This window comes from Aliivibrio sp. EL58, from assembly GCF_900312675.1.
Classification (GTDB): Bacteria; Pseudomonadota; Gammaproteobacteria; order Enterobacterales; family Vibrionaceae; genus Aliivibrio.
Window position 1 is genome coordinate 47,991 of sequence record NZ_OMPC01000002.1, and the last position, 15,667, is coordinate 63,657.

The following is a 15,667-nucleotide window of genomic DNA, read 5'->3' on the forward strand; positions in this document are numbered from 1 at the left end:
CCTTGAATTACGAATTCAAAATGTATTCAGCGATTTTATCGCCCATTGCTGAGGTAGTTAGTGCTGGTTTATCACCGGCAAGATCTGCCGTTAGTTCACCTGCTGACAGCGCTTTAGATACGGCAGCTTCAATACTTTGTGCTGCTTCTTCTTCACCTAGGCTGTAACGTAACATCAGTGCAGCAGATAAGATCTGAGCCACTGGGTTTGCGATGTTTTTACCTGCGATATCTGGTGCTGAACCACCTGCTGGTTCATACAGACCAAAGTTGCTTTCGTTCAAGCTTGCAGAAGGAAGCATACCCATAGAGCCTGTGATCATTGCGCACTCATCAGAGATGATGTCACCAAAGATGTTTGAACATAGCATTACGTCAAACTGAGAAGGATCTTTGATTAACTGCATGGTCGCGTTATCAATGTACATATGGCTTAGTTTTACATCTGGATAATCTTGTGCCACTTCCTCTACTACTTCACGCCATAGAATAGAGCTTTGTAGAACGTTGGCTTTATCAATTGAGTAGACGTTTTTATTACGTAGACGAGCCGATTCAAAGGCAATCTTTGCAATACGTTCGATTTCGTAGCGGTGATAAATTTCAGTATCGTACGCTTTCTCTTGAGGGCCTTCGCCTTCACGACCTTTAGGCTGACCAAAGTAGATACCACCAGTCAACTCACGTACAACAACGATATCAAAACCGTTACCAGAAATATCAGCACGCAGTGGAGAGAAGTTTTCTAATCCTTTATGGATTTGCGCAGGACGAAGATTACAGAACAGTTGGAAATGTTTACGCAGAGGAAGTAGGGCACCACGTTCTGGTTGATCGTTCGGTGGCAAGTTTTCCCACTTAGGGCCGCCAACTGAACCAAATAATACGGCATCTGATTCTTCACAACCTTTTACCGTGCTTTCTGGTAGCGGACAACCATGGTTATCAATCGCAATACCACCAACATCGTGCTGCTCGCGTGAAAATGAAATTGCGTGTTTTTTCTCAATTGCATCCAGAACTTTATGTGCTTGTTCCATAACTTCAGGGCCAATTCCATCGCCCGGTAAAATTGCAATTTTGTATGTTTTATTCGTCATGTTAATCCTTTAATCTTTTTATTTAATTTTGTTAATCAGAGAAGAGTAGACTCCTCCGATTTAAAATTCTGTTAAGTAGTCTTAAACCGTAGCAACTTTCTTTTGCTTAATTTCAGCAATTTGATCAGCGCGGTGAATGCTGTTTATTACGTGAAGTAGTGCTTGACCAGAGGCTTCGATAATATCGGTAGCTAGACCAGTGCCGTGATACTTACGACCTTTATAGTTCGCAATAATATCCGCCTGACCTAAACCATCTTCACCTTCGCCTTTTGCAGTTAGATCAAACTTATCTAGAACAATCTCATAGCCTGTTAGTTTGTAGATACATTGATAAAGTGCATCAACAGGGCCATTACCGACAGCGGCTTCACATTTTTCTTCATCACCACAAAGTAGCTTGATACTGGTTGTCGCCATTACACTGCCAGATTGCACGCTTAGGTAGTTCAACTTATAGAAATCGTCTTCATCACGTAAGTTTGCAAAATGCATTAGGGCTTCTAAATCGTAATCAAACACTTGGCCTTTACGATCCGCTAGCTTCACAAAATCTGCATATAGCGTGTCTAGGTTATATTCGTCTTCTTTATAGCCCATAGCATCCATGTGGCTCTTAACCGCAGCACGGCCTGAACGACTGGTTAGGTTTAACGCTTTGTTTTTAAGACCGATAGACTCAGGTGTCATGATCTCATAGGTATTTTTATTCTTAAGCATGCCATCTTGGTGAATGCCAGAAGAGTGGCTAAAGGCGTTTGCGCCTACGATAGCCTTATTGCTTTGAATTGGCATGTTACAAAGCTGACTTACCAACTTACTGGTGCGGTGGATTTCATCATTTTTAAGACCCGTATGAACGCCTAGATATTCTGAACGAGTTTGTAGAATCATCGCAATTTCTTCTAAAGAACAGTTACCTGCACGCTCACCAATACCATTAATTGTACCTTCAACTTGTCGAGCACCCGCTTGAACCGCTGCAATAGAGTTAGCCACAGACATACCCAAATCATCATGACAATGGACTGAGATGATAGCTTTATCGATGTTTGGAACACGGTTAAATAATTGCTGAACAATACCGCCAAATTCACCTGGAATGGTGTAGCCAACGGTGTCTGGAATGTTAATGGTATTTGCACCAGCATTAATGGCTGCTTCTACCATGCGGCATAAATTATCAATTGGTGTACGACCTGCATCTTCACAAGAAAACTCGACGTCATCGGTATAATTACGTGCGTGTTTAACCGCTTTTACGCCCATCTCAACCACATCATCGTAGCTACGGCGTAATTTGTCTTGAACGTGAACGGTAGAAGTAGAAATAAAGGTATGAATTCGGAACGCTTCTGCGACTTTTAACGCTTCAGCTGCCGCATCAATATCTTTAGGAACGGCACGAGCTAGACCACAAATTCGGCTATTTTTAATGTGTTTTGCGATGGTTTGAACCGACTCAAAATCACCCGGCGAAGAGACAGGGAAGCCCGCTTCAATAACATCAACACCCAGACGCTCAAGCGCGTATGCAATCTGTAATTTTTCTTTTACGGTTAAACTCGCTGATAGTGCTTGTTCGCCATCTCGTAACGTGGTGTCGAAGATAATGACTTGATCGCTCATGGGCTTGCTTCCTTGTGTATGTCGTGCGCTTTAACGACGGTTTTCCATAAAAAAACCCGCCATGTTCAGCGGGTTTTAAAATTTGGTTTATGGCTTCTTTTGTTCCACAACCTACCCGCGTGAGATGTTCACGATCAGGAGGAGACGAAGAGATAAAGAAGATGCTGTTTTCATTTGAAATACAATCCATAAAAATAATTAACAAATTAATATCGCACTCAGTAAGTATCGTCAACCCCTAAATCCCATTTTCACTACTTATTAATGTTTTTTTGCTTAAATGTTACAAAATAGGAAGAAAAACGATTGCTGTGATGGATTACTGCACAAAAGAGATGTTTTTTTTGAATAGTAGAGATTAATTAATCAAATGATTAAATATGGATGAATTAAAGGGATCGCACAATTTTATTACTTACTTATAATTAATCGTGTGATTAATAATCATAAATTGAATGTAGTGTAAATAAGGTGTTATTAATGGCAAAGCAATTAGGCAGACCAAAAGGGGAATCAGAAGTGAGGGAGCAGCTCATTTTTCATGCTCGTGAGCTTTTTGTATCTCAGCCTTATAATAAGGTATCAACAAGATTGATTGCTGATAATGCAAAGGTAAATATTGCGATGATCCGTTACTATTTTGGTAATAAAGAAGGGTTATTTGAAGCGATGTTTAAGGAAACGATATCTCCAGTGGTAAGTCAGTTTCAATTAGCTTTAGTTAATAATAGTGAACAAGATTTGGTTGATTTCATGCGTGCTTATTATCAAGCAATGATAAAAGTGCCAGCATTTCCTAAACTGATACTAAGAATTATGGAGGCGGATAATGAACAGCAAGCCAATCTTCAGCAAATCATTTTTGGTATTTTACAACCGATGCAAGACAAGCTATTTGCACCAGATATGAGCCATGCATTATTTAAAAAAGGGGTCGATCCAAGTAAAGCTAGACTATCAATGATGAGTTTGATGGTTTTTCCTTTTTTGGCACCAAAGAAAATGTTGGACTTTCATAATATTGAGTTAAATGAAGCATTTTTAACTGATTTACTCGAGCATAATATCCGATTGTTAACTGAAGGTTTGTTACAAAATAAGAGAGATAATACTAATGAAAATAAATAAAAAATTCCTCTTTTTTCCTGTGGTTGCTGCGGGTGTCATTATTTTAATTACGGTCACAAAATTGCGTCCATCAGCTGAAGTAAAACCATTAGAAGACCGTTCGAAAATAGTGAAAACTATCTCTTTAGAGCAACAGAATCTCGCACCTCAAGTGATAGGGTTCGGCAAAATAAGACCTAAATTTGAATGGAAGGCGATTGCAGAAGTATCGGGTAAAGTGGTCTATCGTCACCCTGAGCTAAATAAAGGGAATGTGTTATTAGCAGGAACTGAAGTATTAAGAATAGACCCACTAGATTATGAGTTGAAATTAGCTCAAGCAGAGGCAGATTTAGGTTCGAGTAAAACTCAATTAGCAAAAGTAGATCTCGAAGAAAAAAATATTCGTAATACCTTAAAAATAGAAAAGAACCGTTTAGCGCTCAGTAAAAAAGAATTGGGTCGTAAAATTAATCTTCAGAAAAAAGGGTTAACTTCTCAATCGGATTTAGATCAACAGAACCAATCCTATTTAGCACAACAAAAAGTCGTGCAAGATATTCAAAACCAAATCTTATTATTGCCAGATGAAAGAAAAGTAGCTGCGGCAATGGTGAAAGTAAACCAAGCTAAATTGGAAGAAGCGCAGCGCTCTTTAGAAAAAACGTCGATTATATTACCAACGGATGTGCGTATTTCTGAGGTGGATATTGAAGCGGATCAAGTGGTTAATCTACAGCAAACCATGTTCATCGCCCATGGCATTAAAACAATGGAAATGGAAGCACAGATATCGATTCATGATATGCAAACCTTAGCGCAAAGCTTTCATGTATTTCAGTCTAATGAACAAGGAATGTCAAATATTGATTCATTACCGCTTCAAGCAATAGTGCAGTTGAGCAGTGGTCGTTTTAATGCCCAGTGGCAAGCTCAAGTTGAGCGTATTAGTGAAACTGTCGATCCAAACCAAGCCACTGTTGGTGTAATTTTAGAGATCCAACAAGACTATAAAATGCTCAAGCCAAGTTCATTACCACCGCTGGTTAATGGCATGTTTGTAAAAGCATTGATTGAAGGAGAGGCTTCACCGCAGTGGGTGATCCCAGAAAGTGCCCTTCATGGCGATAAGATTTATTTGTTAAATCAAGATAATCAATTAACTATACTTTCTGTAAAAATAGTTTTTAGAAGAGATAATCAAGTGGTCATTTCTGGTGGCATTAATAAAGGGGATTTATTGATCTTAAATGATCTTCTTCCTGCTATTAATGGCATGCAACTGCGTTCAGTCGTTCCTAAGAAGGAGTCTGTGGAATGATTAAGTTTTTTGCAAGACACCCAACGGCTGCCAATTTATTAATGCTCTCTATATTGCTGCTTGGTTTAGTGTCGTTGTCTCAATTAAAGCGTGAAACTTTTCCTGAATTTAGTCCACCTTATATTCTGGCTGGTGTCGTTTATCCTGGTGCATCGCCACAAGAAGTGGAAGAGAGTATTTGTGTTCGGATGGAGGATGCCGTTGATGGCTTAGGAAATATAGAAGAAACAAAATGTGAAGCCATTGAAGGCTCTGCTCGTTTAGTGATTAAGCTGAATGAAAAAGCAGATATAGGGCGAATGCTGGTTGATGTTCAAACTCAAATTGATTCGATTAATGATTTCCCTAAAGAGATAGAATCTCCGATAGTTCAAGAACTGGATTGGAATGAACCAGTGGTGGATGTGGCAATTACTGCCGATACCACATGGCCAGAGTTGAAGGCATATGCTGAAAAATTGAAACAAAGTTTAAAGCTTGATTATGATGTTTCTTTAGTTGAAGTGAGTGGGTTTTCTGATCATCAATACCGTGTTGAGTTAAATGAAAGTGCTATTCGTCAGCTTGGTTTAAATGTTAGTGATATTGCAAATAAATTGGCTGAACAAAATGTAAAACTACCAAGTGGTAGCATTGAAACACCAGAAAAAAACTTTTTAATTCGCTTTGATGAAAGAAAAACAACGCCTCAAGAATTAGCAAAAACGGTCATGGGGGCGTCGGATAATGGCGCATTGATCCGTTTAGGTGATATTGCAACGATAACCGATCGTTTTGAGCTTGATGAACAAAAAGTATTATTTGATGGTAAGCCATCAGCCTTACTTAAGATCAGTAAAAATAAAGAAGAAGACGCCTTACGCATTAAAGATCGGGTGACTGAGTTTGTTAAATATCAGCAGTCTATCGCACCTGATGGTGTTGCATTAGAGATGACGAATGATCTTTCCTCTTTATTATGGGATCGATTAACCATGATGGTAAAAAATGGTTGGCAAGGGATCATCCTTGTTTTTCTCACCATGTGGCTCTTTTTTACGTTCCGCTACTCTTTTTGGGTTGCCGCGGGTCTTCCGGTTGCTTTTTTAGGTGGTTTATTTTTAATGGCAAGTTTAGGGCTCTCTATTAATATTATGTCACTCGTTGCCCTGTTGATGGCAATAGGGATCATGATGGATGATGCCATAGTAATTGCAGAGTCGATTGCCTCGCATTTAGATCGGGGACAAGAGATTGATGATGCGGTGTATAACGGCGTCAAAAAAGTATTTCCCGGCGTATTGTCTTCTTTCTTAACGACAGTGTGTATTTTTGGTAGCTTGATGTTTCTACAAGGAGAGATGGGGGCGGTACTGAAAGTTATCCCACAAGTTCTGATCTTAGTCCTTTCGTTGAGTCTTATTGAAGCATTTTTAATTTTACCAAATCATTTAAGCCACTCCTTACATAAAGCGAAAAAAGATAAGCCAATTACGGGTTTTAAAAAGAAAGTGTTAGACCGTTTTGAACATTTTAGAAATGTCACTTTAGTGAAAGCAGTAACAAAAGTGGTGGAATGGCGTTATGCCTTTTTAGGTGCTGTGATTGCCAGTTTATTGATTTCTTTTTCACTTATTTCAGGAGGTGCACTTAAGTTTGTCGGTTTTCCTGAATTAGATGGTGATATTGCAGAAGCGCGAATTATCTTACCACCTGGAACATCACTTTCTCAGACTGAAATTGTAGTAGATAAAATTGTATCAGCGGCTGAGAAACTAAATAAAGAATGGAGTGAAAAGAACGAAGGAGGTCGCCAACTTGTTGAGCATATTACTCAGCAATTTAATACTAATGCAGACGCGAGTGAATCAGGACCTCATCTAGCGACCATTCGTTTAGATTTATTAGGGGCAGAAAAACGAAACACACTCATTGATGATTTTATTGATGCGTGGCGTGCAGAAGTTGGGGAGTTAGCAGAACCAATAACCATGGTTTATAAACAACCGACAATGGGGCCGGGTGGTCGAGCGATTGAAATTCGCATGATGGATGATGATTTACATACGTTAAAGTCAGCGTCATTAGAAGTACAAGCTTATCTCAATGAGTTTGCAGGGGTCTATGGTGTTCTTGATGATATGCGAATGGGTAAGGAAGAAGTGCTTGTGAAGTTGCGACCGGGAGCTGAAACCTACGGAGTCACAGGTCAATTGATTGCTAACCAATTACGCGCCGCTTACTTTGGACAAACGGCTGATGAGATACAGATTGGTGTTGAAAATATTGAAATTGAAGTTCGTTTGAATAAAGAACAAGCGGGTAATTTACATACGTTAGAGAACTTTCCAATCATTTTACCTACTGGAGGCCAAATACCTTTAGCCTCTGTTGCAACATTAGATTTTCAGCGTAATTATGTTCGAATTCAACGTATTAATGGATTAAGAACCTTAAGTGTCTTTGGTGATGTTCATGCGTCACAAGTGAGCTCGACCGAAGTACTAAATCAATTTAGAAAAGAGCTTGCTCCTGAACTTCAAAAAAAATACCCAAGCTTACGTTTTGATTTTGAAGGGGAAGCGAAAGATACCGCGGAAACAGGGCAATCAATGGGCACAGGATTCATGTTGGGCTTATTTGGTGTGTTTGTGATTTTGAGTTTCCAATTCAGAAGTTATCTTGAACCTTTTGTTGTGATGCTTGCTATTCCATTAGCCTTGATTGGTGTGCTATGGGGGCATGTATTATTAAATCATCCACTAAGTATGCCGAGTATTATGGGGTTTGTTTCTTTGGCTGGGATAGTAGTTAATGATTCTATTTTATTAGTGCAATACATTCGTCATCATGTAGATGATGGAGATTCGGTGTATGAATCTGTTGTAAAAGCGAGCCAAGAAAGATTTAGAGCGGTATTTTTAACGTCAATAACAACGGCAGCAGGGTTACTGCCACTGTTATTAGAAACCAGTTTACAGGCGCAAGTTATTCAGCCTCTCGTCGTTTCTATTGTATTTGGTATTTTTACTTCGACCTTGTTAGTGCTGTTTATGATCCCAGCGGCATATGCAATTTTAGCGGATTTTGGCTTGGTCAAAAAACATGAAGAATTGCATTAACCTAACGAGAGTTAGCTTAAAAGGTAAAGAGTAAATTAATACTAAATACAGAGTCAGTTTTGCTTAGTCCTGGAGGCACACGATCTAGATATTGTTGAGATTGTGCAATCTTTAGGGCTATCTCTTCGGTGATATTGTTAGTAAGACTGACTTCTGAATCAATACGGGTATTACTTCGACCCGTGGTTACGGTGACTTCACTTGCGAAAGACAAGTTATCCAACATTTGCCATGATACATTTACGTTACCTCGCAAAATCGCTTCAGCAACGGTCTCAGGGAAAATTAAATCATCATCATCAATTTCATCTAGATTTGGGTTTTGATAACGATAACCGGGACCAAATTCTAATTCTAATAATAGTCTTTCGGTGTTACTGACTTGGTAACCCAAACCACCTGAAAAAGTATAATCTTTAAAATAGGCACTATACTCTGTCTCTAAGCCTTTAAAGTTGGCGTAAAGATAGTAATCAGGGCTGATTTTATAGTCACTTTGCAAATTAAGACTTAATTGGTCTTTATCTGTTTCACCATCTTCTTTCGATAGGTAATACTTCACTTCACCAGTGTGACGGTGCTGCCCAGAAGTATAACCAGCTTCTAGGCGACCATTGAGAGATTCTGAGTCATCATTTCCTTTACTCGACTGATAGCCAAATTCAACTTGGCTTTCCCATGGAGAGGGAGGTGACGTATCCGCGTCTTCAGTTTCTATCTCACTTGCATGAACAGATGCACTAATTGCGATAAGCCCTGTAAGTAAAACTTTTTTTAACACGTATCAATCTCAAAAGAATAAAGAGGATAGATAGTATAGAGGTTTTCTCTGAATGATGAGTTAAATTTGAGTCAAAATCTTTATTTTGCGAAAGGTTATCAGGAGATACACGGATAGTTATTTCATCCCAATTTCTTTTGGTTATAATGTAAGGCTAAATTTAGGATGGTGAAAAGCAGTAATGGCCGATAATCGAAATCAAAACCGTAAACACGATGCACAAGTTGATGCGTTAAAAGTACCACCGCATTCATTAGAGGCAGAGCAATCTGTTCTTGGTGGTCTGTTACTTGATAATGAGCGTTGGGATACGGTTGCAGAAAAAGTAGTAGCCGGTGATTTTTACAGTAGACCACATCGACTTATTTTTGAGTCAATCAAATCCATCCTAGAAAACAGTAATCCTCTAGATTTAATTACTTTATCTGAACATCTTGAGCGCCATGAGAAATTAGATTCTGTTGGTGGCTTTGCTTATCTGGCTGATTTGGCAAAAAATACCCCAAGTGCGGCGAACATTAATGCCTATGCGGATATTGTTCGTGAGCGTGCCATGGTACGTAATCTTATCGGTGTAGCAAACGAAATTGCCGATGCGGGTTATGATCCTCAAGGGCGTACTTCTGAAGACTTACTCGATATGGCAGAGAGTAAAGTATTTGCTATTGCAGAAGAGCGTACAACAGAAAATGAAGGCCCACAAAGTGTCGATTCGATTTTAGAGAAAACGCTAGAGCGTATCGAGATTTTATACCAAACACCGCAAGATGGTGTCACAGGGGTATCGACTGGCTTTACTGATTTAAATAAAAAAACGGCAGGCCTTCAAGGCTCAGATTTAATCATTGTTGCAGCGCGTCCATCGATGGGTAAAACAACCTTTGCGATGAACTTATGTGAAAATGCGGCAATGGACCAAGATAAGCCAGTGCTTATTTTCTCTCTAGAGATGCCCGCAGAACAACTGATGATGCGTATGTTGGCTTCGATGTCTCGTGTTGACCAAACTAAAATTCGTACCGGTCAGTTAGATGATGAAGATTGGGCTCGTATTTCGTCTACGATGGGCATTTTGACGCAAAAGAAAAACATGTACATCGATGACAGTTCAGGTTTGACGCCAACTGAATTACGTTCACGCGCTCGTCGTGTGGCTCGTGAAGCGGGTGGTCTAAGTATGATCATGGTCGATTACCTTCAATTAATGCGAGTTCCTGGTTTACAAGACAACCGTACTCAAGAAATTTCTGAGATATCTCGTTCTTTGAAAGCGCTTGCGAAAGAGCTGAATGTACCAGTGGTTGCACTGTCTCAGTTGAACCGTTCCCTAGAGCAACGTGCCGATAAACGTCCAATTAACTCGGATCTTCGTGAATCTGGAGCGATCGAGCAAGATGCCGATTTAATCATGTTTATTTACCGTGATGAGGTTTATAACCCTGAGAGTAATCGTAAAGGCATTGCTGAAATTATTTTAGGTAAGCAACGTAACGGTCCAATCGGCTCAGTAAGCCTGACATTCCAAGGACAATTTTCACGCTTTGATAATTACGCAGGTCCTGCGTTTGATGATGAATAAGGCAAATAGTATGAGCTATATGAAAGCGGCGGCTGCCCAAGTTGATATGTCAGCTTTAGCACATAATTTGCAGAAGATTAAGCAGCAAGCACCAAACAGTAAGCTTCTTGCTGTTGTTAAAGCAAATGGTTATGGCCATGGGTTATTGAATATAGCAAAAGGCGCACAGGATGCTGATGCATTTGGTGTTGCTCGTATAGAAGAGGCTTTACAGCTTCGTGCTGGTGGTATTGTTAAGCAAGTATTGTTACTTGAAGGTTTTTACTCTGCTTGTGACTTGCCTATTTTGGTCGCAAATAATATTCAAACAGCGGTACATTGCAAAGAACAATTAGAAGCACTGGAAAGCGCTGAACTTGAAGGCCCAGTAGTTGTTTGGCTAAAAGTAGATTCAGGTATGCATCGTTTAGGTATTCGTCCTGAAGAATATCAAGAGTATGTTGACCGTTTGCATGCATGTAAAAACGTAGCTAAACCATTACGTTACATGAGTCATTTTGGTTGTGCGGATGAATTAGATAACCCGACAACCAATAAGCAAATAGAAACCTTTATGTCGTTAACTCAAGGTTGCCAAGGTGAGCGTTCATTAGCAGCATCTGCCGGACTGTTAGCATGGCCCGATAGCCAGTTAGATTGGGTTAGACCGGGTATTATTATGTATGGTGTTTCTCCTTTTGCTAATCAATCAGCACAAGAGTTAGGCTATTTGCCTACCATGACTCTTACCTCTCATTTGATCGCGGTTCGTGATGTAAAAGCAGGTGAAAGTGTGGGTTATGGCGCAATGTGGACAAGTGAGCGAGACACTAAAATTGGAGTGATCGCAATTGGCTATGGTGATGGTTATCCTATTGCTGCACCTAATGGTACGCCGGTTTTAGTTAATGGACGTAAGGTATCAATCGCGGGTCGAGTGTCTATGGATATGCTTACTGTCGATCTAGGACCTGATGCTCAAGATAAAGTGGGTGATGAAGCTGTTTTGTGGGGACGAGATCTTCCTGCAGAAGAAGTTGCAGAACACATAGGAACTATTGCTTATGAGTTAGTGACTAAACTAACATCACGAGTACAGATGCAATATATTTAATGAGATCTACTTTGAATTTGTTTTCACTTAAAAGCGCTACTGGTTTAGCGCTTTTTCTTATTTTGCCTTTTTCTTTTTTGAGTAACGCGATTGCTGAAGAAGATATTTGGCCAACCTCGTTACCTGAAACCTCAGCAGTTCCTTTCATGTTCTCGTCAGAGAGCTTAGGGACTACCATAGGCGCAGCCGCTGTAATGAAGGGGGTAGGTCAACCTCAAGCGACATTATTTGCTGCAGGACTCTACTCAACTAAAGGGTCTTACATGACCTATTTGTCTGCTAATAACTTTCAAATTGGTCATTCATGGCTCGTTGGTGTTAATGCGTATAATGCTAATTTTAAAGATATGGATTATCACCTTGGGGCTGCAGGTAGCAACAGCTCCAATGTAAACGAAGAAGTTTTCACCGACAGTGTTGAAGCTCAATATCATTTAAGTGCTAATTATATCTTACCTATTGGTAATGCAAAGACGATTGGAGCGAGAGCTGCTTATCTTCCTGAGAGAAAAGTAAAAGGTTTTAATCCATTAGAAAGTGGTGTGTCGAGCATTGAACTGAGTCCTTTTTATTATTCTCGAACATTTTCGGATGTGGCTGGTTGGAATGAACCTGAGTCTAACTGGGGCATGAAAGTTAACCTAGATTGGGATAATAGAAATAGTGTAAGAAATACGACTCACGGCTCGCGGACAGAACTAGATTTTACCTATTCACCACAAACCAGTTCACAAGAAGAGTGGTGGACATGGGAGTTTCAGCAAAGTGCCTTTTTTGATTTAGGTAATTTAGGTGACATCATTAATAAGCAAGTATTAGCATTAGATTTCTATATCGCTGATACACCAAGCTGGCAAGATGACGCTCATCAACCACCCGAGTATGCAGGAATAAAACTGGGTGGATTATATCGACTAAGAAGCTACAGCAGTGGGCGTTTCCATGGTCGTTCAGCCATTCATTATTCAGCGGAATATCGAGTAATGCCTGATTGGCAACCTTTGGAAGAGTGGCCTATCTTTAATCTTTATGACGTGCCTTGGTGGCAGTGGGTTGCATTTGTTGATGCGGGTCGAGTTGCGGATGAGTTTTCACTATCAACATTACATGAAGAGATGAAGTGGAGTGCGGGTGGTGCCATACGTTTTCAAGTCGAAGGCATTGTTGTTCGAACAGAAATGTCTAAAGGCAGTGAAGAAAGCCTATTTAGAGTAATGATCAATCAACCATTTTAGTTTTTATAAAGAAAAATGATCTCAACACTAGTGTTCCGTAGTTTTGATAGAGATAATGTTCACTGCTAGAAGTTTAAATGTGACCTAACTCAAGAAGGGTGAGCGTAGTTTTGGTCATAATACCTAAATATAAAGCTCACTAAATAATACCGAGCACCAATTTTTAGATTCGTATAAACGGGGCGTTCAGAAATTCACTTTTGAGCCAACAAGTATATTACACGGGATATTTTCACCATGTTAAAAAACATCAACCCAACAGAAACTCAAGCGTGGGCAGACTTAACTGCACACTTTGAAACAGCACAAGATTTCAGCCTATCTGATCTATTCGCTGCGGATGCACAACGTTTTGATAAATTTTCAACGACGTTTGGCCAAGACATTCTAGTGGATTTTTCTAAAAACTTAGTTACCGAAGAAACAATGAAAAAATTGTTCGCATTAGCAGAGCAGACTGAATTGTCTTCAGCAATTAAAGCGATGTTTAACGGTGAGAAAATCAATAAAACCGAAGATCGTTCAGTACTTCATACAGCACTTCGTAACCGCAGTAATACGCCGGTAATCGTTGATGGTGAAGACGTAATGCCTGCGGTAAATGCAGTATTAGAAAAAATGAAAGGTTTCACTGAGCGTCTGATTTCTGGTGAGTGGAAAGGTTACACGGGTAAAGAAATTACGGATATCGTAAACATCGGTATCGGCGGTTCAGATCTTGGCCCTTACATGGTTTCTGAAGCATTAGCGCCATACAAAACACGTTTAAACATGCACTTTGTTTCAAACGTAGATGGCACACACATTGTTGAAACATTGAAGCCATTAAATCCTGAAACAACGTTATTCTTAATTGCATCTAAAACATTCACAACTCAAGAAACGATGACGAATGCACATAGTGCTCGTGATTGGTTCCTTGCTGAAGCTGGCGATCAAGCACACGTTGCTAAACACTTTGCTGCACTATCAACGAATGCACAATCAGTGTCTGAGTTTGGTATCGATACTGATAACATGTTTGAATTCTGGGATTGGGTTGGTGGTCGTTATTCTTTATGGTCAGCAATCGGTCTTTCAATTGCATTAGCGGTTGGTTTTGATAACTTTGTTGAGCTTCTTGAAGGCGCCCATGAAGTGGATAACCATTTTGCTACTACCGATCTTGAAAATAACGTGCCGGTTATTCTTGCACTTATTGGCCTATGGTATAACAACTTCCACGGTGCTGAATCAGAATCAATTCTTCCATACGACCAATATCTACACCGTTTTGCTGCGTACTTCCAACAAGGCAACATGGAATCAAATGGTAAATGTGTAGACCGTAACGGTAATCCTGTTGATTACCAAACGGGTCCAATCATTTGGGGCGAACCTGGTACAAATGGCCAACACGCGTTCTACCAATTGATTCACCAAGGTACAAAATTAATTCCTTGTGATTTTATTGCACCTGCAATCAGCCACAACCAAGTGGGTGATCACCATCAAAAACTAATGTCTAACTTCTTTGCACAAACAGAAGCATTAGCATTTGGTAAAACAGAAGAGACGGTTCGTGCAGAATTTGCTGCGGCTGGTAAAACAGAAGCAGAAATGGCTGAATTAGTTGCATTTAAAGTATTTGCTGGTAACCGCCCAACAAACTCTATCTTAGTTAAACAAGTAACACCTAAAACATTAGGTAACTTGATTGCAATGTACGAACACAAAATCTTTGTACAAGGTGTGATTTGGAATATCTTCAGTTTTGACCAATGGGGCGTAGAACTAGGTAAGCAACTGGCGAACCAAATTCTTCCTGAACTGGCTGACGATAGTGCGGTGACTTCTCACGATAGTTCAACAAACGGCTTAATCAACGCATTTAAAGCATACAAAGCTTAATCGTTAAGTTATAAAATTTATTAATTAAAAGAGCTGACTTCGGTCGGCTCTTTTTGTATTTATACCAATCCACATAAATATTTGATCATTCTTACTTGTTAAAATCGATTATAGCTGCGTTATAAATTTTGTAATTAGAGCCACTAGTTACTACAATTTATGCCTTGCTCTAATCGATTTTTCCTACGTAATTATCTGATCAACTACTTATCCGGATTGGTATTATTTATCGATATTACAGGCAATAAAAAAGGTTGAGATATTTCTACCTCAACCTTTAATTTTCCTGAATCCTAGCTCTTGCTTTTGCTCTTATAGAAGCGCAGCGTTCTAGTCTCTAGTCTCTAGTCTCTGTTACTCAAAACAGATCTCAATAAACGCATTACCCCACTCAGAAGTAAATGGCATGATAATAATCGCACCATCGCATTTATGAGTAATAGTATGACCTTTACCAGAAACAACCATAGGGGTTGCCATACTAAATTCAAAGCCACTTTCAGAAAGAATACGCTTAGCACCACCAGTAACCATATTGGTGATTTCACCTACCATGTCAGTAACTTCTTCATTGATACTGTTTGGGCGCTCACCAAGCATATTTTGCATGATTTGCAGAGCAAGTTGTTCATCAAAAGTAATAGACATTGAGCCCTTACTTTGTGGAGCAACCATACCTATTAAACCTGAAACATCACCACGAGCAATTTCGTCTTTTTTAATACGAGGTTTTTGTGGTTTCAATTCCATCGAAGCCATCGTTTTAAGTACATTCATCAGTGAAGCTAAGAATGGGTTTACAAATTCAGCGCGCATGGTAAATAGTGTCCTT

At 39.6% G+C, this 15,667-nt stretch carries 11 protein-coding genes; 7 read left to right on the forward strand and 4 right to left on the reverse strand.

What is annotated here, in order from left to right; all coding sequences use genetic code 11:
• Positions 1–7: 7 nt before the first annotated feature.
• Positions 8–1,099: a 3-isopropylmalate dehydrogenase gene (gene leuB / locus ED622_RS05220; protein ID WP_045103005.1), complete on the reverse strand. Its 1,092-nt coding sequence runs from the start codon at positions 1,097–1,099 to the stop codon at positions 8–10.
• An 81-nt stretch (positions 1,100–1,180) separates the two neighbouring features.
• Positions 1,181–2,728 (reverse strand): 2-isopropylmalate synthase, encoded by a 1,548-nt coding sequence (gene leuA / locus ED622_RS05225; protein ID WP_122032897.1) that lies wholly within the window; start codon positions 2,726–2,728, stop codon positions 1,181–1,183.
• 480 nt (positions 2,729–3,208) lie between these two features.
• Here leuA and ED622_RS05230 point away from each other — a divergent pair, with 480 nt between their 5' ends.
• From ED622_RS05230 to ED622_RS05240, 3 genes are read left to right on the forward strand one after another with little or no spacing between them, the layout of a single operon-like run.
• On the forward strand, positions 3,209–3,856 hold the full coding sequence (locus ED622_RS05230) for a TetR/AcrR family transcriptional regulator (RefSeq protein WP_105056842.1): 648 nt from the start codon (positions 3,209–3,211) through the stop codon (positions 3,854–3,856).
• Complete coding sequence (locus tag ED622_RS05235; protein ID WP_122032898.1) at positions 3,843–5,156, forward strand: efflux RND transporter periplasmic adaptor subunit; 1,314 nt, start codon at positions 3,843–3,845, stop codon at positions 5,154–5,156. The genes ED622_RS05230 and ED622_RS05235 overlap by 14 nt, the downstream gene beginning before the upstream one ends.
• Positions 5,153–8,257 carry an efflux RND transporter permease subunit gene (locus ED622_RS05240; RefSeq protein ID WP_122032899.1) on the forward strand — a complete coding sequence of 1,035 codons (3,105 nt, stop codon included), beginning with the start codon at positions 5,153–5,155 and terminating at the stop codon, positions 8,255–8,257. Before ED622_RS05235 ends, ED622_RS05240 begins: the two co-directional genes overlap by 4 nt.
• Before the next feature lie 16 nt (positions 8,258–8,273).
• Here ED622_RS05240 and ED622_RS05245 read toward each other — a convergent pair whose 3' ends face one another.
• Positions 8,274–9,038 (reverse strand): YdiY family protein, encoded by a 765-nt coding sequence (locus ED622_RS05245; RefSeq protein WP_122032900.1) that lies wholly within the window; start codon positions 9,036–9,038, stop codon positions 8,274–8,276.
• Between the two features lie 181 nt (positions 9,039–9,219).
• Here ED622_RS05245 and ED622_RS05250 point away from each other — a divergent pair, with 181 nt between their 5' ends.
• From ED622_RS05250 to pgi, 4 genes are all read left to right on the forward strand, one after another.
• Entirely contained in the window at positions 9,220–10,617 is a 1,398-nt protein-coding gene (locus tag ED622_RS05250; RefSeq protein ID WP_122032901.1) for a replicative DNA helicase, read from the forward strand.
• A gap of 10 nt (positions 10,618–10,627) precedes the next feature.
• Positions 10,628–11,710 carry an alanine racemase gene (alr, locus tag ED622_RS05255; RefSeq protein ID WP_122032902.1) on the forward strand — a complete coding sequence of 361 codons (1,083 nt, stop codon included), beginning with the start codon at positions 10,628–10,630 and terminating at the stop codon, positions 11,708–11,710.
• Positions 11,710–12,945, forward strand: a complete 1,236-nt coding sequence (locus ED622_RS05260; RefSeq protein ID WP_122032903.1) for a BamA/TamA family outer membrane protein — start codon at positions 11,710–11,712, stop codon at positions 12,943–12,945. The genes alr and ED622_RS05260 overlap by 1 nt, the downstream gene beginning before the upstream one ends.
• Before the next feature lie 237 nt (positions 12,946–13,182).
• Entirely contained in the window at positions 13,183–14,835 is a 1,653-nt protein-coding gene (pgi, locus tag ED622_RS05265) for a glucose-6-phosphate isomerase (RefSeq protein WP_122032904.1), read from the forward strand.
• 354 nt (positions 14,836–15,189) lie between these two features.
• Here pgi and ED622_RS05270 read toward each other — a convergent pair whose 3' ends face one another.
• The gene (locus ED622_RS05270; RefSeq protein ID WP_122032905.1) at positions 15,190–15,651 is read right to left on the reverse strand and encodes a chemotaxis protein CheX; all 462 of its coding nucleotides are present in this window, start codon (positions 15,649–15,651) and stop codon (positions 15,190–15,192) included.
• Between the last annotated feature and the right edge of the window lie 16 nt (positions 15,652–15,667).